This is a genomic window from Acinetobacter sp. Tol 5, from assembly GCF_019702905.1.
GTDB lineage: Bacteria > Pseudomonadota > Gammaproteobacteria > Pseudomonadales > Moraxellaceae > Acinetobacter > Acinetobacter bereziniae.
In genome coordinates, this window is the sequence record NZ_AP024708.1 from 1,493,918 (window position 1) to 1,517,583 (window position 23,666).

Here is a 23,666-nt window from a genome sequence, read left to right on the forward strand (position 1 = left end):
GTGGGGGGAAATATATTATTCAACTTAGTAAATGAGCGGTTTAATTCAGTCATCCCTCAAAAATTTAAGTAAATTCATATCTTTATCTAATTTAATTGAAAAGCAAAGAAGAAAAAGTGTTATAAATAAACGTTTTAATTTTATTTGTATAAATAATAATAAGTTGTTGATATATAATAATATTATTTTTGTAAAAAATAGTGTTTTTAGATTGATTTTGTGTATAATTTCGCCATAAAAGCCTCTGTGGATTTATAGAACTTCTCTATAGATTAGCAGGGGTTTTTCTATGGCGATTTATCCGAGATGGACGCTCTGAGTTAATTTGTGTGGATGGTATTAAATGATCCTTTTTTCCAGAACTGCTCTTATTGATCCTGAAATTCAATTAAGTGCTCAACGTCTTTCAACTCGTTTTAGCTTTTTCGGTCTTGGTTTCGCCACGGCTGCATGGGCACCACTGATTCCTTTTGCCCAACAACGTTTGCATTTTAATCATGCCGATTTTGGTTTGTTACTATTATGCGGTGGCTTAGGTGCAATGCTAGCTATGCCTGCAACAGGTAAAATTGTTCAGCGTATTGGTTGTCGTGTGCCGATCGGGTTCGCATTACTCTTGCTTGCCGTTTTATTGCCAAGCCTAAGCTTATGGAGCATGCCGTTAATGATGGCGATCACCTTATTCTTATTTGGTACAGCAGCAGGAAGTCTGGGCGTTGCACTCAATATTCAGGCCGTAGTGGTTGAGAAAAATAGCTTAAAATCATTGATGTCTGGTTTTCATGGTATGGCGAGTCTGGGCGGATTAGCTGGGGCACTGACGATTACCGCATTGCTTGCTTTAAATATTTCGTCTGTTATAAGCGCATTTGCTGTGAGTTTACTGTTGGTAATTATTGTTTTTCTTTCAGTGCCATACAGCATAAAAGCTGTAGAAAACACCAGTCTTGAAGCATCATCGACAGTGAAAAAGTCGATACGCCAGCGTCTGCCACAACCTTTGGTTTTATTAATTGGTATTGCCTGCTTCATCATTTTCATGACGGAAGGTGCGGCGATGGACTGGAGTGGTATTTATTTAACGCATCAATATGGAGTTAATGCCGCTTTTGCAGGATTGGCGTATACCTTCTTCGCGATTGCCATGAGTACAGGACGTTTTACGGGGCATTATCTGATCCGTTATTTTGGTGAAAAAAAGCTTTTAACCTATAGCGCGATTTGTGCAACTTTAGGCTTGGCTTTGGTCAGTATCGCGCCTCGTTGGTGGCTGGTTTTAGTAGGTTATACATTGGTTGGCGCAGGTTGTTCTAACATCGTCCCTATCATGTTTTCCCGTGCTGGACGTCAGAAGATGATGGCAAGCGCAGTTGCCTTGTCGTGTGTTTCGACTATGGCTTATACGGGTATTCTGGTTGGACCTGCTTTCATTGGAATGGTGAGTGAGCTGTTTGGTCTAAGTACAGTATTTATGGCACTATCTGGTCTATTATTATTGATTGTGGCTTTAAATCGGTATACTTATGTGAAATAAGCATCATAGTGAATTGAACTGGCAATATCTGGATACTGCCAGTTCCTTACAAATTGAAGTACTATAAATTTTGATAAATAGGGTTAACGTTACGCATTCCCAGAAATCTGAAATCCTGCACAGCGGTTTTGTTCTGTAAGTCTTTAAGAAATGCATTGCGCCAGTCATTAATATCAAAATCTTTTAAACCTTTCATCAGTTGTTTGTAGCGTGAAATACGCTCTTGTCGTGGCATTTCCAGTGCTGTTTTTAAAGCATCGACCATTGCCGTTTTGTCGGTAGGATCAACCAGTAGTGCTTCTGACATATGCTCTGCAGCACCTGCATATTTGGATAGAATCAGTACACCAGGATTTGATGGATTTTGCGCGGCAATATATTCTTTCGCGACTAGATTCATCCCATCTCGTATTGAACTGATCCAGCATACATCTGCTTGACGATAGATTTGCATCAAATGATGATGTTTCATTGCATCATAAATACATTCCACGGGTTGCCAGTCTTGCTGAGCAAATTCCTGATTAATCATCTCGATCTTAATCTTGAAACGCTCAAATAAACGTTGATAAGCTGGAACTTCCAAACGGCATGGGCAAGCAATTTGTAAATGTTGAATATGCTGCTGATACTCAGGATATTTGTCTAAGAACTCTGCATAGGACAAAAAACGTTCCAGTAAACCTTTTGAATAATCAATCCGATCTACGCCGATAATGGTTTTTGCAGCATTCAGCTCTGCTGGGCGGGTAAGGAAGTCTTGTACATCAATAAACTGTTGGGCCGCTTTTTGAATCGCTATTGGATTTACCCCAATTGGGTAGCATTTAATTATGGTCAAACGTTGATGGTAGCTTAACAACGTTTGTTGAATTTTCTGTGCTTTCAATAAAGATGTGCATACATGCATACACACTTTTTGATCTTTATCTGTTTGTAGACCCACCACATCGTATTGGCATAGATCCTCAATCAATTGTTGAGCACATGGAATTTTTTGCCAGATAAATGAAGGTGCAAAAGGAATATGCAGGAAAAATCCAATTTTATTCTGCATACCGAATTCACGGCAATATTTCGCTACACTTAAAAAATGATAATCATGGACCCAAATGGTATCGTCTGGATCTGCAATTTCAGCAAGTTTTTGTGCAAATAAATAATTTACTTTTTGATATCCTTCGTATTCTGATGATTTAAACTCAATCAGGTCTGAACGATAATGCATGGCAGGCCAAAGTGAGTTGTTGGCAAACCCTGCATAATAATCTGAATATTGAGAATTTGTTAAAGGGCAGGTGACATATTCAACTTTATTCTTCCGAAGAATATTAAAATGTACTTCATCTTGCTTATGAACTCGTTCGCCATTCCATCCGAGCCATACACCACCAATTTCATCTAATGCATCTTGTATAGCGACTGCAAGCCCACCTGCGGTAGTTTTTTGCCCATCGGGAATACTGACTCGATTCGATAAAATAATTAATTTAGACATGTTTTCTCTCCATCTAAGTTGTTGTTACCCTTAACATTGTTGTCATAATTCTTAATATGTTCTAAAAATAATTCTAAAAAATCATGTACTTGTTTTGTGTCTTGAAGCTGGTATTTGGCATGGGTAAGCCCTTGACCGACTTTGATTGAGATGCCATCTTCCAACTGATTCACAAAATAAAAACCATCTTCGTCCGTGACGTCATCGCCAATGAAAATTGGTGTGTAAACCTCATACTGGTTTAAATGAGATAAAACTTCCTTGATTGCCAAGCCTTTGTTGGCTTGTGCAGGTAATAATTCATAAACGAATTTCCCTTGAATTAACTTTAGGTTGGGGAACATCTTTTGACTTTCTAATATTATTTTTTTCGCTATATCTTCTAGCTCTGGAGCTTTTCTGTAGTGTAAGGCAATTGAAGATTTCTTGTTTTCAATCAGTAAACTTGGATATGAGATACATGCTTGAGCTAAAATTTTATAAATATTTGAAATTTCTAAAAAATTCTTTGGTGTATGTATTTTTTTTTCATTCCCAAGATATATTTCTAATCCATGTAATGCAGCAATTGGAAGATGAATTGATCCAAATAATTTACGTGCAGAATCAATATCTCGTCCTGTTACAGCTACAACAGGAATCTCCTTTGAAATAATTTTTCCTAAAATATTTAAAGTCTTTGTCGGAATATAACTTTCAGTAGGATTTAATTGAAAATCAGATAAAGTTCCATCTATATCTAAGAACAGACATGGCTTATTATAAATTGAGCTAAGCTTATCTCTCAGATTCTGTAAAAAAATTAAATTTGAACTTAATTCCACTATTTTCTTTTTCAATTCTAATATCTCTTATCACTGTTTTATTTTTATTGTAGAGCGAAAATTTATATATAATAGATGATTTGTCAATAATTAAACACAAGCAGAACATAATTTACATTTGAAATGTTTTTAATACATCGTAAATTTTTTTTACATTTTTAATATAAAATTATTTGGTAAGTAATATTTATATCGTGCACAGTCCTGTTTCAAAAAATCTTTTAAAATATTTTTCAGTATTCTGTATGAATTGATGAGAGTGGAGATAAATAAAATTATTCTAATTTCTAATGATTTAGTCTTGTAAGTTGTGCCAATGAATACCATTAAAAACTTGAAATTAGGATTAAAATAAAAAATACATTCACTAGGAAGCACTGATAAGTATTTATCTATGGAGGTGTAGGGAAGTTATTAAATTAGGAAATTTAATTTGGTAATAAATATTTGATAATAATAGTATAAATTTTTTTTTGGTAAAAACTCGGATTTAATATGTTGAACATCTAGAAGTATATATGGATTAAAATTTAATTTAATCGTAAATACTCAAACTAATAAGTAAAATTCTGGAAAATTAGAGGGTTGGTTTTTGTGGTAATAAATTGTTTAATTTATATTTAAAGATATTTATTAAATGTTGATTAGAGATGAGGTTATTTATAAGATTAAATAAATTTTTTATAAAATTTAATTGCGTAAATTATTTTTATGATTTTAAAGTATTTTGGCTTGATAATAAGAAAATTACTAAAGTTGTTAAAAGTGTAAATTTTATATTCATTGTTTCTTGTAAAATAAATTTACATTTTTTAAATTGTTTATATTTTGATTCTAATATATATAATAATGGAAATCTAATGAAAGGGTGGGTACATCATGTTATATAAATTACAATCATTTTAAAATTTTTATCACTTGTTTATAAATTGATTCAAGATAATTATTTAATGGCACTAGATTCTGACCAGACTTACTACGGATATATTTAAAATAAGGAGTCAAAGGATATTCTCCACTTTCACATACAATGACTCTTGGAAAACATTCCTTATGAAACTGATCCGCGGTGATATCAAGAATGATCCCATTCACGCTTAAATAGCAGTGTGCAATTTCTGGCATTCGTGCAGAAATTTGAACTTTCCCGACACGATAATCAGATTTTATGTTGTGAACATTGAGCAAATAGTATTGTAATAGATCGCAAGCATCGGCTCCACATTCTTTTGGAAATTTACTAAACGTTCCTGTAATAAAACCCTGAGTGATATGATCTAAAGCTTCACGGAAAGCTTGTGCAATACGAGAAAGTGTTTGAACATCATTTTCATAAGCCATTTGATCTAATTTTTAAAGTAATATAAGTTCTATATAGTAAAAACTATTAAATGTAAGATTTTACTAAATTTGTTGGTTGAATTGTTAAGACTATTACTAGTTGTAATACGAATAAAAATTTTATCTGGCTAGCGATTGGTCAACCGATAAATTATTTCAAACAATTTAAAAATATTGCACGATTTTTATACTACTTACATATTTGGAATGAATAATTTTCATTTCATAATAAACTAAAGTACTTAACTTTAAGAGAACTTTTCCATATCTCGATGTCTAAAAATTGCTGAAAATATTTATATGAAATTTAAGGAAAATGATTAGTTTATTAATGATAAACAAGATAATTTTAATTTAATAATTAAGCAAATTCAATCAGAGGTGAACTTGTTTCACATCTTGTAGAAACTAGAAGGGGAGCTTTAGGTGGTACACTTGTAGGTGCTTGAAGTACTGGAGTCGATGAATTGGTTAGACATGCTGTTGGTGAAATAATTGATATTACTGTAGAGGATAGTTATTGGTACAAAATTATGTAAATTAGTCTTATTAAAATTTTGCAAAGACTAAATATTCAGATCTAAATTATGATCGATACAACAGAAATACTTATCGAATAAGCTATGAAATACGTTATGAATATGATTCCGATGTCGCATTCGGAGATGTGGAGCCAGAACTAAGAATTAATTGGGAGCAGGCAAAAGTAAATAACGTTTAACTTGGGATCAAGCAAGACATGCTTCGCATGATGCTTGGAAAATGTATATGTATAAAAGACAAAATAAATAGTAAGGATTTATAGCCATAACAAAATCACCGTATTCATCAGTTATTTTTGTTATGGCTATACATTTTATTTGTTTTATATAAAAGAAAGCTGCCTTTAAAGAGCGGTTACTGAAAGATTCAGAAAATTACAGAAGTGTGAAGTGCAGGAACGCTTTTTTTCTGAATTAATAGGGTCTATTGAAGATTTCCATAAACTCATGTGATTTAAAGTAAGAATTAATCATTTCTCCACTTTTTGAATACTCAGGTATCTTTGCCTGATACTTCTTTTTTTCTTTAGACGAAGTATATTTGAACTCTGGTGGTATATCTTTACGAATAGGAGGTAGTTTTCTTTTACCATCAGTTGTAATTCGTTGAATAAATCCTGCTAACCATAAAATGAATTCACCTTCATTTTTTATATTCGGGATTAAGCTGATATCCAATTTTATTTTACATTCAGATTCGTGTTTATTTAAACATTCCTCGAAATCTATAAAATTATAAAGCAGTTTTAATTTAGTACTCTTTATTTCTTTACGTATTTCAATAATTAAGATGTTAAGATTTTCAAGAGAATCAGTGCTGAACTCTTTACTTTCCTTTAATTTATTATATATTTTTTCTGCAATAATTAAATACTGTGGCATGTTATGCTTTCCCTAAACATCACTTAATACTTAATAATTATGAAATACTTTATGTTTTAAATTGTATATTTTGTGCGATTTATTGTTATTAGTAGGAGGTTTGTGAAACATTGAGCTAAATGATACTTAGATTTAATTCGCTAGCCAATTAATAAATAATTGTTTTTACTAATTTTTTATTTTTTAAATCGAAACCTATTCTTATTTAATTTTGAATAAACCGTGCACAAAATATAATCGTAAATAATAAGTATATTGAAATTCTTTGCCTTATTTATAGTTTTAAAACCATGACTTATTGTTATTTATTATTTTGAGTGGAAAAGCAATTCTGTATTTAATTATTAATTTATTATATTTTATAAGCTTTTAATCTGGTTATCTTAAAATTTTATTATTTGATGCTGTTTAAATATTAGAAGGCATTTTTCTTATTTTGTGTATTATTTTTTATCTTCTAAAATTGTTACTAAATGTTTGCTTTAGAGTTTTATTTGAGCATGGGTTTTTTTATAATTTTAATGATATTGGTGGTTTATATAGATTTTTAAATAATAAAATTACTTTTTATGGTTACATAAAGTTTCTTATTTTTTAAAAATAATAATAAAGTAGTGGTAAAGTTTACATAAAAAGCAGTCATTATAAAGTTGTTTTAAATTAATTAAGAGGCTCATTATGTTAAAAATGATCATTACCTTAGGAACTGGTGTTGCTTTAGGTTGCTATTATAAATCTCATAAAGATAAAGCTAAATTATCAGATGAGAAAAAAAATGCCGATATTAATCACAGTGAGGAAGCGAAGGGAAAGAAAGTTTTCAGTAGGTTTTTAAAATAAATATAAAAAGGAGCTTGATCTAAAGCTTCTTTTTATTTTAATCACATACATTATGAATGTATTGAAGTTATAGATTCTGAAATTTGATTTGATTTAGATATGAATAATATATCTAAATTTACGACCACAAGATGAGAGGTAAACAATATGAATAATCTATTAGTGAAAAGTCTAGTACTGAGTTGTGTTTTCACGCTTGTAGCATGTGAAAAAAATAAAACGACTGATAATTCAGCTCTACGGCAGGAAACGACTACGCCTCATTCGATGCAACCTGAATCACCCACTCATAGCAATCAATTGCATGATGATATGCAACATGATGCGTCTATACCTGTAACAAATGAAAATAGTACATCTGAAGTGCATACTGAAAGTGCAACTACGCAAAAAACTCCTTAGCTGTAAAAACTAAATATAATTATTTTATAGATAAAGGTTGAAGTTTGAATAAAAATTTCAACTTTTCAGGAGCGTTGAGAGAATCAAGGGTAAGGCTAATTTTTGAATTATGTGATGTTGCTTACGTTATTAATTATTAATGATATATTTAGCAATTATCGTGTGGTTTTTATGTATCAAATTTTTTATTTTAGTAGCATAAGTCCAATCAATATTAACAATTAATAACCTAACTTATAGCAAACTCTTTTAATACAAAAACTAAAGGAATAATCTCATGCCTCAATATTTAAAATTAGCTGAAAATATATATGCCAATGTTAAAAATTCAAAGGGGTTTATAGATGAACCTTTAGTGGATTTGAATAATTTAATGCTTGAACTTCGTAATGAGATTAAAAAAACTGATTTTAAGATACTTTATAATTATATAAATTTTGAGGATTTATTGATGAATTCTAGTGACTTACCTTTAAATTTGGATATCAGTATTTTACCAAAAAGTAAAAACAAAACAGAATATATTTTATGGCTTGCAAGTTTTATTCAAAAAATAACTTTTCCTATTAAAAAAGACCTTTTAAATGCGAAAAGTAAGGTAATTGTTCCTCATTACTATTATGATGATCATGGAAATATTGTTAACAAATTTGAAAATAATGGTGAAGAATATCTTTAAGATGGCTAAGTTATATATTAAAAGAAGTTGATGTTAGTAGTGAGGGATGAGATAAAATTATTGTCGAACAGATTTAATAGCAAGGAATTAGCCCTGTTATAGATCAGTACAATCAATCATGATCACAATGGTCTAAAGTAGTGATTATGGATAAGGTCATTCAGTTGAGTGACTATTTGATATGGTAATCCTCCCTCCAATTGATATGGATTTTAGAATCAAAGATTTTTAATTTTAAAGAGTAATATCCCTTACAATTAGTTCAGTTGATATGTGGTGTCTGCAAAGATTTAGCCCAATCTTTACCTTTGCATCGAACGCATTCTTGTTCTAGACTAAATAAACGTTGTGTCATTCCACAATACATACACGAATAAAAAAGTTCAGTTTCCAGACAATTAGCCTTTTTATAATCTTGAGGAAATAAGGGGAGACCCCACTTAGTTTCTTCTTTTGTATAAAATAATAGACTTAAACAACCATCTGTTTCCAGTAAGGCAACTCTGACTTGACCTAAGTGTTCTACACTTTGTTGACGCATTTCAGCAAAAAATTCATCATGTGAATATTTCTCTTTTTGGATATCTTTAATCACCATTAAGCCATTTTCTACGATGCATAAAGGTTTTCCTTCTAAGAGTATTTCAAACTTCTTACTTTTCATCATGATCCAAGTGATCAGACGATATAAAATAATAATGGTACACATCACCACAAAAGCTTGGGCAATAGGTGCATCATCTATAAACATCGGATCACCTGCAGCACTTCCTAGGCTCAGAATGATGGCGACTTCAAAGATTGATAATTGCCGAATGCCACGTTTACCAGAGAGCTTTAAGAAAATCAGAATCAGAAGAAACATGACAAAACACCGAATAATGATCTCAAGCACAAGATCCCAACTGGTGTCATAAAGAAAAATATCGATAATATTCATGGTTTTTCTCATTTTTATAATAAGTAATTAAACTCTGAAAAAAATGAGCTTATGTTTTAAATAAGCTCATTTTTTTATCCAATGATCGATTCTATATTCGATCCCAAGCATCTTTGATAGCTTGCTTGGCATGTTCCCATTTTAATCTGGATTCAGCTTTTAGCTCTTCCCAAGATTCTTTAAGACTGCCTTCAACATCTTCAAATTGCGTACTACGGTCATGTTCAGAACGTGCACGACTACCTAACTCATAGGCTTTTGAAAAATCTCGATCATAATCAAGGTCTGGTGTGTCGAGTTGAGCTTCTTGATAATAAGGACGTGTCAAATAACTAGAACGCCAATGATCATTTGGATCAATCTTCACATTTGAACCTTGATTCTGTTGATTGGATAAATTTTGATTTGTCATGATAATTCTCCAGTAAACTTTCCTGCTTAGATAAAACTTAGGAGAATATTTATTTTATTCTCCTAAATCTATATAGATCTAAAACAATTAAGAATTACTTCTGTTGATTATTTTGATTTGATCCTTGGCGGTTAGAATCTTTTTGATGAGATCCTTGTTGCTGACGGTTGCCATTTTCCTGTTGTTGCTGTTGTTGACGATTGTCATTTTTTTGATTTTGCTTCTGTGGATTATTACGCTCTTCATTACGTTGATTATTTGTATTACTCATGATCGTACACCTCATCTAGTTTTAGATATTATCTGAGTAAATCAGATGATTAAATTAAAACATAAAAGTTTATATAAAATGGAGTAAGCCTGTTTCAGTATATTTAAATGTAATGCAGTTTTTTTATAGAAAGAATGTTTTTTAACAAGTTAAGTATTTGTATTTGTTTTTGAAGCGAACAGTCTTAATATAAGTTTATACTAAATTAACAAACTGAAACAAAGAATAATATCATTTGTTTTGGATATCTTTTTTATTGATAATCTTAACAATATTACAGCATATATCCTTGAGTAGTTTTTTTAGCTTTTTGGTGGGGTATCCATGATATATCTTTTTGAAAATATAAGTTTTATTTTTATAATCTATGCAGTAAAAGAATGTTCCGACAGGTTTCTGTTTGCTTTCAGAGCCTCCATTCTTGAGTAATCCAGTGCAGGAAATATAAATATCTGATTTAAAGATTTTCTTTCCCTTTTTAATCATCTCTTCTGTGACCTGAATGGATTCAGCACTATATTTCTTAATTAGATTTGGAGAAATTTTTAGCACCTTTTCTTTTACCTTTAAGTCATAACAAACCAAACTTCCTATAAGAATATCTCCAGAAAAGGGACTTAAAGAAAATTGATAAGATAAATAACCTGCAGAAGCGCTTTCAATAAAGAATACAGAAATTTTCTTTTGAGCCAGTAATTCGCATGATTTTTTAAACATCTCTTTCTCTCATCAAATTTATTACTTAAATTATTAATTATTTTTCAACTTATTTTCTGTTTAAATAATTCAAAATATTGAAATGTAAAAAAGTAGTTTTCCTATTTTGTTGATATAAAAGGTATTTGATTTTTATTTGTTTCAATCTTAACTTGTTTTAACAAAATATTAGTAGGAATAAAGCATGAGCAACGTAAAGTAAATTTATATTTTCGATTCGGAGAATGGAAATGCCTGTTGTCGTAAAAAAAAGATTACTTGATTTGTTGCACGACGATCATAAAAATTATTACGAGTTAGTTTCTTTCTTCTTTGATGGGGATATATCTAACTTTGAAAAAGAGAAAAAAGCAGTTAATTTCTTAGCACAAGAATTTGATACGATGAAGTCGAATAAGATTTCTTTACCTAATGAGATTGAGGAAATCCGTAATTGGTATAACAATGAAAATCGTAAAGTATGTCTCAGCTATCAAGACTATTTATGCCAGCGCAAAGCAGGGAGCCAGCGAGAATATTTTAAAAACATCGGGCAGGCATTTGAATTTTTATTAAAAGTTGCCCCTGTAAAAAAAGTAGACGGTTCTTGGCTATATAGCCTCGTAAATTATTGGAATGATCCTGTTTTTCATGACCTTATTTTAATTTATCTAGAAGAGCTCGGTCTGGGACAGGCAACGTCCAACCATGTCTGTATCTATGATGATTTATTGCGTGTATTGGGACTGGATGATTTTGAGCTTTTCCTAGACGACGAGTATTATCATCACTCAGCAGTTCAACTGGCTTTAGCTTATGCACCACCAGAGTTTATTCCTGAAATCATTGGTTTTAATCTTGGCTATGAGCAGCTTCCTTTACATCTCTTAATTACCAACTATGAGCTCACAGAGCTGGGAATTGAAGCCAAATATTTCAATTTGCATATTACCATCGATAATTTGGACAATGGTCATGCGCACAAGTCTTTAAAAGCTTTTGAAAATGTTTATAAAAAATATAAAAATAAAGAAGCTTTTATGGCGAAGGTAAAACGAGGTTATGCCTTAAATCAGCAAGGTATGTCCTCACTACAAATTATTAAAGATCTGAATCTTGAAAATTCTGTTCATAAAATTTTAAAACGCAAAGCCTTAATTGGGCAACTTGTTCATAATGAAAAACAAATTGTTGGATGCAAATCAATTAATCATTGGCTAGCCAATCCACAACAGATTGGGAGTTTTATCGATCAATTGGTCGAAAAGCGCTGGATAAGATTCAATTGTGATCCTGAAGAAAGTCCGTTCTGGCGCATGATTAGCCATGAAGATGGGAAGATGTATGGTGTATTTACACCTGCAGAAAGACAGATTATTCATGACTGGATTGCTGGCGATCAATACTCAACCCATATCTTGCCTTATAAGAATAGCCTAAGTAAAGAACAGCCATTACTTGATTATCTATACAGTTACAACTCGGAGGGCGAACTGGAACATTTACAAACCAGAGTTAGCCAGACAGACAATTTTGCACTCAAGATATGTAAATTGACGCCTTTTCTTGGTCCCGAATCTCATCACAAAAGTATAGGCCTATGGAGTACACAGAAGTATGCCGAATTGTTATTTCCTTATTTAACTGCTTCATCGCGTTAAGTCAGGAAAACCACAACACCATTTAATCATTTTATTTAGCCAACAATAAAACAGGGTAGCCCAATGAATGACGATCTTAAAGATAACAATACTAAAAGTACTTTAGCTGGGAATACACCAGACAAAAGTAATCAGACTGAAAAAACTAGACAGCTTGATCAGGTAAGAAGTGATGCCACCGACGAAGCATTAACGACCAATCAAGGGGTAAAAATTGCAGATAACCAGAACAGCCTAAAAGCAGGTGTACGAGGCTCAACTTTACTTGAAGATTTTATTTTGCGTGAGAAAATTACGCACTTTGACCATGAGCGTATTCCAGAAAGGATTGTGCATGCGCGCGGTGTCGGTGCACATGGTTATTTTCAAGCCTATGAAGGCAATGAACGGTTTACCAAAGCGGGTTTCCTAACTGACCCAAGCATACAAACACCTATTTTTGTGCGTTTTTCGACAGTTCAGGGACCACGGGGTTCGGCGGATACAGTACGTGATATTCGTGGTTTTGCCATTAAGTTCTATACCCAAGAAGGCAATTTTGATCTGGTCGGCAATAATGCCCCGGTATTCTTTGTTCAGGATGGGATTAAATTTCCAGATTTCGTTCATGCAGTAAAACCTGAACCACATAGGGAAATTCCGACTGGGGCGACTGCGCATGATACTTTCTGGGATTTTGTTTCACTGGTGCCTGAGTCCGCGCATGCGGTGATGTGGGCGATGTCTGACCGTGCGATTCCACGTAATTTACGTTCTATCCAAGGTTTTGGTGTGCATACTTTCCGTTTTGTAGATACCCATGAAAAAGCTCGTTTTGTGAAATTTCACTGGACACCGAAACAGGGTTTAAGTGCGCTGGTTTGGGATGAAGCACAAAAACTGGCAGGTAAAGATCCTGATTTTCATCGTCGAGATCTGTATGAAGCGATTGAGCAAGGCCTGTATCCTGAGTGGGAACTGGGTGTGCAGATTGTTGAAGAAGAAGATGAGATGACCTTCGATTTTGATCTCCTTGATCCCACCAAAATTATTCCTGAAGAATTGGTTCCGATTACACCAATTGGCAAGTTTGTGTTGAATCGTAATGTGGATAACTTCTTTGCAGAAACCGAGCAAATTGCATTCTGCCCAGGGCATATCGTACCAGGGCTTGATTTCACAAATGACCCGCTATTGCAGGCTCGCTTATTTTCCTATACCGATACCCAGTTAAGTCGTTTGGGTGGTCCGAATTTCCATCAGATTCCAATCAATAAGCCTGTATGTCCATTCCACAATAATCAGCGTGACGGCATTCATCAGCATCAAATCCATAAAGGTCAGGCTTCATACCAGCCGAATTCAATTGATAACAACTGGCCGATTGAGATTCCTGCTGCTGCGCAGAATGGCGGCTTTGAAAGTTATCAGGAACGAATTGATGGACACAAAATTCGTCAGCGTAGTGAATCTTTCTCGGATCATTTTTCCCAAGCGCGTTTGTATTATCAAAGCTTAGCGCCGCATGAGCAAAAACATGTGGTCGATGCCTATACTTTTGAGTTAAGTAAGGTACAGCGACCACATATCCGTGAGCGTGAAGTTCAGCAAGTGTTAGCCAATATTGATACCGATCTCGCGAAGCAAGTCGGGGAAAATCTCGGAATCGATGTGCCAGACTTAAAAGAAAACTTTAAGCAGGCCAGCATTGAAAAATCTGAAAAACTTTCTATGCAGGCATTTATTCCTGAGGATATTCAGGGGCGTAAAATCGCGGTGTTGATTCATGACAAAGTCAATGCGGAGACATTACGTACCATCATTAACTGGTCGATTCAGGAAAATGCCATTGTGCATTTATTAACGCCAATGCTGGCACCAGTAAAAGGATCACGAGATGAAGTAATTACCTCGGATGGCATGCAGAAAGCAGAACCTTCTATTATCTATGATGCTGTGGTGATTGCAGATGGCGATAATTTAGATGCTGTCTTAGCGGATGGTGTAACCAAGCATTATTTACTGGAAGCCTATAAGCATTTAAAACCAATTGTATTCTTGGGTGATAAAGCTGAATTACTGGATCAACTTGATTTAATGTCAGATGAAGGCACGCTATTGCAAGATGATTTCCGTCACGTGGCCGAAAAGCTGAAACAGTTACTTCGTTATCATCGGGTTTGGGCGAGGGAAGCCGTGGCAGAAGCCATACCAGCCTAATGCTAAAAAAGCTCCGTCATGGAGCTTTTTAATATCTTTAAAAACAATCAGGTAGCAGAGAGCTGGATCAAAACCAGAGCGATTCTTTCAATATGTTGATAGGCTGGTCGTTCAAGTTCTTCTCCAAACACATCAGGGTCAATTTCTTCATAACTGTATTTAAAGTCAGGATAATCTTGTATCCAGCTATGGACTGCTTCTAAAAACTTATTGCCGTCCTGACTGATCGCTATACCAGTATATAAAAATAACGTACCTTGAGGCGTCAGTCTTTTGATTGCTTCAGTGAGAATATTAAAGGATAAATCAGTGCCATCCAGCGCATTGCCGCCGTGCCGATATTGGCGTTCATGCAAATCCATTAGATAAGGAGGATTGGCAAAGATTAAGTCAAAATGACCCTCCAGATTAGAAAAAAGATTACTCTGTGTGGGGAAAATATTACTCAACCCCGTAAAATCTTTATTCACCTGACTATAAAACAGTGCTTTAGGATTAATGTCCGTAGTAAAAATTTCCGTAGTCTCAGGAAATAACTTGGCAATCGCAATGGCAACAGGCGAAGCACCACAACAGAGTTCCACACTACGCTGTATAACATGTGTTTGGTGGAGTAAGTAGTGTTTAAGATGATAATAAAAACGATAAGTATCTGGCCCAAAGAATACGGCATCGGTTTCAAGCGTTGGAAAAGCCGAATGAATAAATAACTTTTCATCTAGAGATGCCACTCGAACTGAACTCAACCATTGCTGATCTTCAAGACGGATCAGGTCGGCATTTTTTAAGATTATAAAAAGTTGTTGATCCAGAGCTTCAGGATAAAAGGGCAGATTCCAACCAAAAATATCCTTTAAGCTCCTCACTGTATTCGATAAGTGTTTCTTACGATTAAAAATCCGTTCATGACTAAGCGGTGTTATAACAGCAAAACGATAATGCTGTTCTTCTAAAAAATGGAGTAAATAGTGCAAAGCCCTTTGCTGTATACATTCCATAGTAAAATGCTGATTCATTTTTTAGCCTCTTTATTGTTATTAAAAAACCTCCGAAAGGAGGTTTTATACTGGCTTAGCCATTGATAATTTCACCACCGTTCACGTGGATAACCTGTCCTGTAATATAACTGGCATCATCGGAAGCCAAGAATAAGTATGCAGGCGCAACTTCACTTGGTTGGCCCATTCGTCCCATAGGCGTATCCTGACCAAATTTCTCTACCGTTTCTGCATCAAAACTACTTGGAATTAGCGGGGTCCAGATCGGGCCAGGGGCAACACCATTCACACGGATGCCTTTTTTCTGCTTCATTAGATTAGTCGATAAACTGCGAGTAAATGTTGTAATCGCGCCTTTCGTACTGGCATAGTCTATTAATTCATCGTGTCCATGATAACTGGTAATACTGGTGGTATTAATAATACTGTCTCCTTCTATTAAATGAGGCAGCACAGCTTTGGTTAAATGAAATATCGAGAAAATATTGGTTTTAAAAGTTTTCTCTAGCTGTTCATTACTAATATTAATTAAATCTTTTTGCTGAAACTGAACGCCAGCATTATTAACTAAGATATTAATTTTTCCAAAAGCCTTTATTGTCCCCTCAACACACCTTTCCGAGACTTTAGGATCAGTTATATCTTCTTTAAACAATATACATTGTTGACCTTCTTGTTCAACCAGTTGTTTAGTTTTTTCAGCATCTTCTTGTTCTTCAAGATAAATAATTGCAATATCAGCACCTTCACGAGCAAATAATACGGCAATAGAGCGACCTATTCCGCTATCACCACCACTAATCAGTACAACTTTATTTTTGAGTTTGCTACTGCCCTGATGAGTCGATTTAATAATTTCTGGTTCTGGATGCATCACTTGCTGCTTTCCAGGTTGGTGTGATTGTTTCTGAGCAGGTGCAGAGGTTGGATATTGATTTGGATTGTTGCTCATATCAAGAGTCCTTTAATTCAATTATTTTTTATCATCTTTCAAAAAAATGTTATTTTGGGTAAGGACAATGTTTTTATTAGTTTGAATTGTATTTTTTCCGTAGAAGGTAGTAAGAAAATATAAATCTTATCTTTTATCAAATGTCCTTTAGGTGAGAGATAATATCTTAAGATGAAGACTGGCAATAATATCTTCAATATTTGTTCTGTTTTCAGTATCTTCTGTCAAATTTTCAATGGGTGTGGATTGCTCTAGATTGAGTATTGCTCTTATTATTTTCTCGGTTAGCTGCGATTGTTCTATACTGATCGAGGGTGGATGCTGATGAGAATGTAGAGCCTGAAAGGATACTTGATAATTATTATAAATTTCAATATTTTTCAGTTTGTTAGTAATATGTAGGATGCGCTGAAATGGTGATGCAATATCTTTTTTCTCTATTTTGTAAAACCAGTCTGAACCATATGTTAGCCAGTCGTTATTATTAATGTCTAGATGAGCCAGTAAAATTTCAGGACTGAGTAAAGTAATAAAAGTTGGTTTTAGTTCCAAATCAGAATATATTTCATTTTTGTAATTCATTTTAAAACTCCTAAAAAATTATTCGATCATTTTTATATATCTTAAATTTAATTGTTTCTTTAAACATATACTTTGTATTCTTTTATATCAAATTTAATCATTTTGATTGGGATTGTAAAATAATGTTTATTTGTTGTCTTTATTAATTCTTTATTCTCTTTGTTATTTCAAACGTAACTATTAAATATTAATTTTAAAAATTAATATTTAAAAACTATTTATATAACATAACTATATAAGGTTTATAAAAAATAAGTTGGAAACATTTAAAATTATTGAAACATAGCAAGGTTTGGGCAAAAGTATTTTTTCTCTTATGGTGATTATAGCCGCTATATAACGGCACATTTATAATTAGTAGAGGAAGAGATAATCATGGCTAATCAAAATTCTAGACAAGACGATCAAGATAATAACTCTGGTACATCAACTCGTGGATTCGCAAGTATGGATCCAGATAGAGTAAAGGAAATAGCAAGTATGGGGGGACGTGCCGCTCATGCGAGTGGCAATGCCCATGAATTCACTTCAGAAGAAGCTAGAGACGCTGGCCGTATTGCACATTCACAAGGTAATGCTCATGAATTTACATCTGATGAGGCGCGTGAAGCGGGATCATTAAGTCATAAAAATGATCGTCGTTCTAGTGGCCGCGATGACGATGATGATGATCGTGTTAGCAACCGTTACGGTGGCCGCGGTCGTAGCCGCAATGATGACGATGATGATGATCGTAGTGGCAACCGTTCCGGTGGCCGCGGTCGTAGCCGCAATGATGACGATGATGATGATCGTGGTGGCAACCGTTCTGGTGGCAGAGGCCGCAGTCGCCGTGATGATGACGATGATTATGATGATCACGGTAGCAATCGTTCCGGTGGCCGCGGTCGTAGCCGCAATGATGACGATGATGATGATCGTGGTGGCAACCGTTCTGGTGGCAGAGGCCGCAGTCGCCGTGATGATGACGATGATGATGATCGTGGTGGCAACCGTTCAGGTGGACGCGGTCGTAGCCGCAATGATGACGATGATGATGATCGTGGTGGCAACCGTTCAGGTGGACGCGGTCGCAGCCGCAATGATGACGACGATGATGATCGTGGTAGAAACCGTTCTGGTGGACGTGGTCGTAGCCGCAATGATGATGACGACGATGATGATCGTGGTAGCAACCGTTCAGGTGGACGTGGTCGTAGCCGCAATGATGACGATGATGATGATCGTGGTGGCAACCGTTCTGGTGGCAGAGGCCGCAGTCGCCGTGATGATGACGATGATGATGATCGTGGTGGCAACCGTTCAGGTGGACGTGGTCGTAGCCGTCGCAATGATGACGATGATGATGATCGTGGTAGCAACCGTTCCGGTGGACGCGGTCGTAGCCGTCGCGATGATGACGATGATGATCGTAGTATCAACCGTTCCGGTGGACGTGGTGGTAGCCGTCGCGATGATGACGATGATGATCGTGATAGCAACCGTTCAGGTGGACGCGGTCGTAGCCGTCGCGATGATGACGATGATGATCGTGGTATCAACCGTTCCGGTGGACGTGGTGGTAGCCGTCGCGATGATGACGATGATGATCGTGATAGCAACCGTTCAGGTGGACGCGGTCGTAGCCGCAATGAGGATGATGACTATGATAATCGAGGGAATAGTGGACGTGGTAATTCGAATCAAAAACGTGATGAGTATGGTCGCTTTACCAATTAAAGAAACATCAATTTTTTCAACTTAATAATCATATTGAAATGGTTATCTAATTAAAGAAGTTGAGTGGATTATATTTACTCAACTTCTTTTTCCGTTTCATCTCAATATTTGGGGTTATTTGATTATTAATCACTTTGATGTTTTTAGGAGTATGAAATGAATACGATTAATTTTTCAGAGTATGCAAATGCCTGCATTTTCTGTTCATTAACCTGTTCTACTTGCGCAGATCTTTGCTTAAAAGAAAATGATGTTGAGATGATGCGTGAATGTATTCAACATTGTCTAGAATGTACTGAAATTTGTAGCTTATGCGCAAAATCAAATAAAATCATTTTTCTTGGTTGATATATGTAAACTTTGTGCCAGAGTTTGTGATTACTGTAATGAGGAGTGTAGGAAGCATAATAATGAGTACTGTCAGCAATGTGCTGAAGTATGTCGTCTATGTGCAATTGAATGTCGCAAAATGGTAGCTTAATTAATTTATTAGGAAATCAAGAAAGACATATGTTGCTGGAGGCTATGATACTCACAATGAAATACTGAATGATGTAATGTTTTATTATTATCAATTCTAATCGTGAATGAGGGGGGAGATCTATATGTGGATTCTTATACTCACTGTAATTATTGTACTTCTCACCATTTTGTTTACTAGAAAATTTCAAAATACCGAGACTTTATCGACTTCTACATCTGAGAATGCGTCATTTTTAGATAATGTTTTATATACGTTTGAAATAGCACAGGAAGAATCTTTTCAAGAAAATTTAAAGTCGATTGTAAATTCTGAAACTCATGAAAAGTTAGTTGAAGTCACTGCTAGGCTTATTTCTGAGCCATCAAATAAATTAGATAAACATGCAATTAGGGTAGAAGTGAAAGGGTTAGTTGTTGGATATCTACATCAAGATGATGCAAACCAATTTACAGAAACTTTGATAGATCAGAAGGTGGCTGCTGCGATCAGTGAAGAGAGCCAATTTTATGTTATAAATCTTTCGCTTACAGGCATACAAGATCTGAAAGAAATGTGAGTTGAGTATTTTATCAAGTGAATTTGTCATTAAGTGACGAGTTGACTTGCAAATTGTGCTTATCTCAGCCAAGCATATTGATGGAAAAAGCAAGACTTCGGGTTTTATTAAGAAGCTTTAGATCATATGGCATGACAGGATAATGTTAATACGAAATATAAGGTCAAGGAGTTATATGCGATACTGAAAATATTTTTACACTTTCATAAGTTTAATGGGGGCTGTATTGCCCATTGTTTTGTTTAGGATCATTCTAATAATTAAATTATATATAAAAAGTAATCCCATCCATCACTGGATTACTTTAACTCACTAATAGATGAAAACCTTTAGAGGTAAAATATAGAGTTAGTCCTTATTCCAACTATCTACATGATCAGCCCACCATTGCATCATTGTTTTACGGTCATTTAGCCATTGAGCATGATTGTATGATGCGCGTGTTTTATTATCAGAAACGTGTGCAAGTTGTATTTCAACCCAATCCTTATTAAAACCATGCTCATTAGCCACTGTAGATGCTGTAGCTCTTAGATCATGCATGGTAAATTCTAACTTCATGTTACGAAGGGCCGTATTCAATGTAGTTTTCCCCATCATTTCTCCATCTTCGCCAGCAAAAATATACTCGCTATTGGGATAAAGAGAAAATTGCTCTTTCATAATTTCTATGGCTTGGTCTGACAAAGGGACAACATGCGTCCTGTTCTTTTTCATATTACGCTTTCCATCCAAAATATCAGCTTGTGATACTGCAGGGATAGTCCAAGTCTTATCTTCAAAATCAATATATTCCTTTTTGCCTCGACGTAGCTCAATGCTTCTAAGCCATGTATATGTTGCCGCTTTAATAGCATTTCGTGTACTAATAGAGCCACCGTATGTATTTAGCTTAGACTTAAGCTTTCTTTTTTCAGATTCAGTCAATGGTCTGGCATGTGTTACTTCTGGCTGCTTGATGTAACCTCTAAGGACGTAGGTAGGGTCAATAGAAATACGTTTTGTGATAATTGCATATTCCATGATTTCACCTATTATTTGCCTAACAAAAATTCCCTTAACTTCCCCTGTGCCTCTTCCTGATTTTTTGATTCTTGCCATAGTACTATCAAGTACATTTTTAATATCAATCGAATCGATCTCATGGATAGGTTTGTTACCTATAAGAGGATAAACATCTTTCTCAAAATAACTGGTGCGGCGTTGTTCCCATTCCTTAGATTGTTGAGCTTTCCTAGAATTCATAAATTCGCTAGCGACTAAACGGAATGTACCATTATTTGCTTTGATTGCTTCAAGGCGTTCATTTTTCTGGTGGGTTATTGGATCTACTCCTTTGGCGAGTTGCTCTCGATACTCCATTGTTTTTGAGCGAGCGTATGCTAAAGTAATTTCAGGATATTGACCGATTGTTAGCATTTTTGCTTTTGTAAGAAAACGGTAGCGATAACGCCAGAATTTGCTACCGGATGGGCGGACTTCTATACACAGTCCTGAATGATCAGCCACGCGGTATAATTCTTCATGTGGTTTTAAGCTTTTGATTTTAAGATCGTTTAGCATGTGATGTGAGTAACGCTATTTTAGAAAGTGCTTACTCACAATCTTACTCACAAAAAATGGTAATTGCATGTATCACATTGTTATGGAAAGTTAGAATAAAAATATTTTTAAATCAATTGGATAGATGTAAATGTAATTTGTATTTAGAGAAGGTTAGATTGTTAATTGGCATGATGTATTCCATCCATTTGGTCATGTGTTTGTACTTAATTCCGCTTTGTACTCCATTTTCTGCCCTTTGACTTCAATGTTTTCATAAAAAATCTCCTTGAACAGGATTATTCGATTTTCTACTTTTGAGTTCAATTATTTTGAGGGGGGATTACCCAGTCAAGAAATGTACAAAAGAGTAATGGGTCAAAATGGGATAAATTGCAACCCTTATAATAATTAAAGTTAAATAAAACAGTATGTTATCTATCTGACTCTACTGCTATCATCACCAACAAATTTTTGTTATAAAAAGCATTACTTAAAAAAGCAGTTGGCACAAAATTTGGCACAAGTTATAAAATCTATAAGATTCTATTAGATTTTAATTATTTGATAAATAATGAATTAAACCTAGATAGAATCTATTAAAAAGTTATTTACAGAGTTCGAATCTCACCGCTTCCGCCAAATATTAATGACACAGCCCCGATTATCGGGGCTTTGTTGTTTCTGGGGGGGGGCGTAAGCATAAAATAATTTCAATGGGTTTATTTAGTAATCCCATTTTCTAATATATTATTGAGCATGTATTTATTAATTTATCTTTGATATTAAACTTTCATCATTAGAATTATTGGAGAATAATCTAGATGGCAGAAGCATTTCACTATCCACCCGAGATACTCAGCCTACTAGTCGATACCATTCCATTGCTATGTCGTAGTAAGAAAGATGTTGTTTTGTTTTTTCGTGGTGCTGGAGTAGCTCAGGATGATCTTGGTGAAGTTGAGCGGTTAGTTGCCGTTAATAAATTCTCAATAACAAAGTATGAGATCGCTAGAAATATTCTTACAAAAGTCAATGCTCGTGGTGATAGTGCGCTTGGCACACGCCGTGAAATTATTAAGAGAGTTGTTGAGTTTGAAAGTTTTGAGACGTGTTGGGAAAGTGATCAATATAAAGCTAAAGGCTTAGTTACAACTATTCGGGAAGCTGTGGGTAAAAAAGATACATTCACTCGTATAAAACAAGAACGAGATGTTGAACGAGAAGAGCGTATGGCAAAGTCACGTGCAGAACGTGCCATAGCTACAAAAAAATCAGAGGATATTGATGCTATTAACCGCCGTCTTTCGGCATTATTCGGCTTGGATGAGAAGCCACATGAAAGAGGTAAGCTTTTAGAAAGCATATTAAACGATTTATTTAAAGTTTATGGGATACTAGTTAGAGAAGATTTTCGCCGTAGAGATCCAGATACATCTATAGTAGTTGAGCAAATAGATGGAGTGATTGAATTAAATGGTCAGATTTATCTTGTCGAAATGAAGTAGCTTAATGCACCAGTTGGCATAGGCGAATTTTCACCACATCTAAGTCGCTTGTTTCTTCGTCAAAATGCTAATGGAATTTTTATTTCAGCAAATGGTTATGCCTCATCGGTAGAGTCTGTATGTAGAGATGCTCTTAGTCAAAAAACAATTTTTTTATGTTCATTACGTGAAATTGTTATGTTGTTACAACGCCAAGGCGATCTTGTGGATTTCCTCAGTAAGAAGTCAAATGCTGCAATTATTGATAAAAATCCATTTTTGGAGATTCTTTCATAAATTAGATTTAGTCTAATCATATCTAGTTTTCTCAACTAACTGTTGTTGAGGCATAGCAATCGCTTCCAACTCATCATAAGAAAGAATGGGTGGGAAAGCATCTACAGACAGTGCTGTAAATGTTTTATTCTTTCTGACTTCCTCAATACAATCCAATCGTTTAAGAAATTCTTTAGAAACCTTAGCCATATCAAGAGTTACCACATTCAAGATCTTGCCTAGATGTCTAAGGGTATTATTAAACATATTTTAAATCATTAGAGGTCTAATCGACTCATTGTTGTTGTCAAAAGTATGTAATTGTTAATCATAATATACGTTATAAGTC

General features: G+C 34.6%; 23 protein-coding genes. 10 read left to right on the forward strand and 13 right to left on the reverse strand.

Annotation, left to right across the window (positions count from 1 at the left end; genetic code table 11):
• Nucleotides 1-343: 343 nt before the first annotated feature.
• Nucleotides 344-1,534: an MFS transporter gene (locus TOL5_RS06900; RefSeq protein ID WP_199936690.1), complete on the forward strand. Its 1,191-nt coding sequence runs from the start codon at nt 344-346 to the stop codon at nt 1,532-1,534.
• 61 nt (nt 1,535-1,595) lie between these two features.
• Here the strand turns inward: TOL5_RS06900 and TOL5_RS06905 are convergent, their stop codons facing one another.
• The 4 genes from TOL5_RS06905 to TOL5_RS06920 all read right to left on the reverse strand — a co-directional run bounded on the left by TOL5_RS06905 (nt 1,596) and on the right by TOL5_RS06920 (nt 6,621).
• Nucleotides 1,596-3,032, reverse strand: coding sequence for a trehalose-6-phosphate synthase (locus tag TOL5_RS06905; RefSeq protein ID WP_151962368.1), 1,437 nt, complete (start codon nt 3,030-3,032; stop codon nt 1,596-1,598).
• Nucleotides 3,020-3,871: a trehalose-phosphatase gene (otsB, locus tag TOL5_RS06910; protein WP_221260686.1), complete on the reverse strand. Its 852-nt coding sequence runs from the start codon at nt 3,869-3,871 to the stop codon at nt 3,020-3,022. Before otsB ends, TOL5_RS06905 begins: the two co-directional genes overlap by 13 nt.
• Nucleotides 3,872-4,753: 882 nt before the next feature.
• Nucleotides 4,754-5,197, reverse strand: a complete 444-nt coding sequence (locus tag TOL5_RS06915; RefSeq protein ID WP_151962157.1) for a hypothetical protein — start codon at nt 5,195-5,197, stop codon at nt 4,754-4,756.
• A 956-nt stretch (nt 5,198-6,153) separates the two neighbouring features.
• Entirely contained in the window at nt 6,154-6,621 is a 468-nt protein-coding gene (locus TOL5_RS06920) for a hypothetical protein (RefSeq protein ID WP_151962158.1), read from the reverse strand.
• A 678-nt stretch (nt 6,622-7,299) separates the two neighbouring features.
• Between TOL5_RS06920 and TOL5_RS06925 the strand changes: the two genes are divergently transcribed.
• From TOL5_RS06925 to TOL5_RS06935, 3 genes are all read left to right on the forward strand, one after another.
• On the forward strand, nt 7,300-7,461 hold the full coding sequence (locus tag TOL5_RS06925; protein WP_171500010.1) for a hypothetical protein: 162 nt from the start codon (nt 7,300-7,302) through the stop codon (nt 7,459-7,461).
• A gap of 147 nt (nt 7,462-7,608) precedes the next feature.
• Nucleotides 7,609-7,863, forward strand: a complete 255-nt coding sequence (locus TOL5_RS06930; protein WP_088458864.1) for a hypothetical protein — start codon at nt 7,609-7,611, stop codon at nt 7,861-7,863.
• Between the two features lie 277 nt (nt 7,864-8,140).
• On the forward strand, nt 8,141-8,542 hold the full coding sequence (locus TOL5_RS06935; protein WP_088458865.1) for a hypothetical protein: 402 nt from the start codon (nt 8,141-8,143) through the stop codon (nt 8,540-8,542).
• 262 nt (nt 8,543-8,804) lie between these two features.
• Here TOL5_RS06935 and TOL5_RS06940 read toward each other — a convergent pair whose 3' ends face one another.
• The 4 genes from TOL5_RS06940 to TOL5_RS06955 all read right to left on the reverse strand — a co-directional run bounded on the left by TOL5_RS06940 (nt 8,805) and on the right by TOL5_RS06955 (nt 10,882).
• Nucleotides 8,805-9,482: a DUF421 domain-containing protein gene (locus TOL5_RS06940; protein WP_151962159.1), complete on the reverse strand. Its 678-nt coding sequence runs from the start codon at nt 9,480-9,482 to the stop codon at nt 8,805-8,807.
• A gap of 91 nt (nt 9,483-9,573) precedes the next feature.
• Nucleotides 9,574-9,894: a hypothetical protein gene (locus TOL5_RS06945; protein WP_088458867.1), complete on the reverse strand. Its 321-nt coding sequence runs from the start codon at nt 9,892-9,894 to the stop codon at nt 9,574-9,576.
• A gap of 94 nt (nt 9,895-9,988) precedes the next feature.
• Entirely contained in the window at nt 9,989-10,165 is a 177-nt protein-coding gene (locus tag TOL5_RS06950; RefSeq protein ID WP_088458868.1) for a hypothetical protein, read from the reverse strand.
• 231 nt (nt 10,166-10,396) lie between these two features.
• Nucleotides 10,397-10,882 (reverse strand): CinA family protein, encoded by a 486-nt coding sequence (locus tag TOL5_RS06955; RefSeq protein WP_151962160.1) that lies wholly within the window; start codon nt 10,880-10,882, stop codon nt 10,397-10,399.
• Nucleotides 10,883-11,112: 230 nt separating this feature from the next.
• Here TOL5_RS06955 and TOL5_RS06960 point away from each other — a divergent pair, with 230 nt between their 5' ends.
• On the forward strand, nt 11,113-12,522 hold the full coding sequence (locus tag TOL5_RS06960) for an iron-containing redox enzyme family protein (RefSeq protein WP_151962161.1): 1,410 nt from the start codon (nt 11,113-11,115) through the stop codon (nt 12,520-12,522).
• A gap of 63 nt (nt 12,523-12,585) precedes the next feature.
• Nucleotides 12,586-14,721, forward strand: coding sequence for a catalase HPII (gene katE, locus TOL5_RS06965; protein ID WP_151962162.1), 2,136 nt, complete (start codon nt 12,586-12,588; stop codon nt 14,719-14,721).
• Between the two features lie 47 nt (nt 14,722-14,768).
• Here katE and TOL5_RS06970 read toward each other — a convergent pair whose 3' ends face one another.
• From TOL5_RS06970 to TOL5_RS06980, 3 genes are all read right to left on the reverse strand, one after another.
• Entirely contained in the window at nt 14,769-15,737 is a 969-nt protein-coding gene (locus tag TOL5_RS06970) for a N5-glutamine methyltransferase family protein (RefSeq protein ID WP_151962163.1), read from the reverse strand.
• Nucleotides 15,738-15,792: 55 nt separating this feature from the next.
• Entirely contained in the window at nt 15,793-16,671 is an 879-nt protein-coding gene (locus tag TOL5_RS06975; RefSeq protein WP_151962164.1) for an SDR family oxidoreductase, read from the reverse strand.
• Between the two features lie 147 nt (nt 16,672-16,818).
• Nucleotides 16,819-17,253, reverse strand: a complete 435-nt coding sequence (locus tag TOL5_RS06980; protein ID WP_151962165.1) for a DUF6367 family protein — start codon at nt 17,251-17,253, stop codon at nt 16,819-16,821.
• Nucleotides 17,254-17,628: 375 nt separating this feature from the next.
• Here TOL5_RS06980 and TOL5_RS06985 point away from each other — a divergent pair, with 375 nt between their 5' ends.
• Together TOL5_RS06985 and TOL5_RS06995 are read left to right on the forward strand one after the other, a co-directional pair.
• Nucleotides 17,629-18,972 (forward strand): KGG domain-containing protein, encoded by a 1,344-nt coding sequence (locus TOL5_RS06985; protein WP_151962166.1) that lies wholly within the window; start codon nt 17,629-17,631, stop codon nt 18,970-18,972.
• 605 nt (nt 18,973-19,577) lie between these two features.
• Nucleotides 19,578-20,012: a hypothetical protein gene (locus tag TOL5_RS06995; RefSeq protein WP_151962167.1), complete on the forward strand. Its 435-nt coding sequence runs from the start codon at nt 19,578-19,580 to the stop codon at nt 20,010-20,012.
• Nucleotides 20,013-20,360: 348 nt separating this feature from the next.
• On the opposite strand, the gene TOL5_RS07000 is transcribed toward TOL5_RS06995, so the two are convergent.
• On the reverse strand, nt 20,361-21,575 hold the full coding sequence (locus TOL5_RS07000) for a tyrosine-type recombinase/integrase (protein ID WP_151962168.1): 1,215 nt from the start codon (nt 21,573-21,575) through the stop codon (nt 20,361-20,363).
• A gap of 803 nt (nt 21,576-22,378) precedes the next feature.
• Between TOL5_RS07000 and TOL5_RS07005 the strand changes: the two genes are divergently transcribed.
• Complete coding sequence (locus TOL5_RS07005; RefSeq protein WP_121775495.1) at nt 22,379-23,062, forward strand: restriction endonuclease; 684 nt, start codon at nt 22,379-22,381, stop codon at nt 23,060-23,062.
• A gap of 48 nt (nt 23,063-23,110) precedes the next feature.
• Nucleotides 23,111-23,338 carry a hypothetical protein gene (locus TOL5_RS22410; protein WP_121775496.1) on the forward strand — a complete coding sequence of 76 codons (228 nt, stop codon included), beginning with the start codon at nt 23,111-23,113 and terminating at the stop codon, nt 23,336-23,338.
• Between the two features lie 12 nt (nt 23,339-23,350).
• Here the strand turns inward: TOL5_RS22410 and TOL5_RS07010 are convergent, their stop codons facing one another.
• Nucleotides 23,351-23,527, reverse strand: a complete 177-nt coding sequence (locus tag TOL5_RS07010) for a hypothetical protein (protein ID WP_162987725.1) — start codon at nt 23,525-23,527, stop codon at nt 23,351-23,353.
• Between the last annotated feature and the right edge of the window lie 139 nt (nt 23,528-23,666).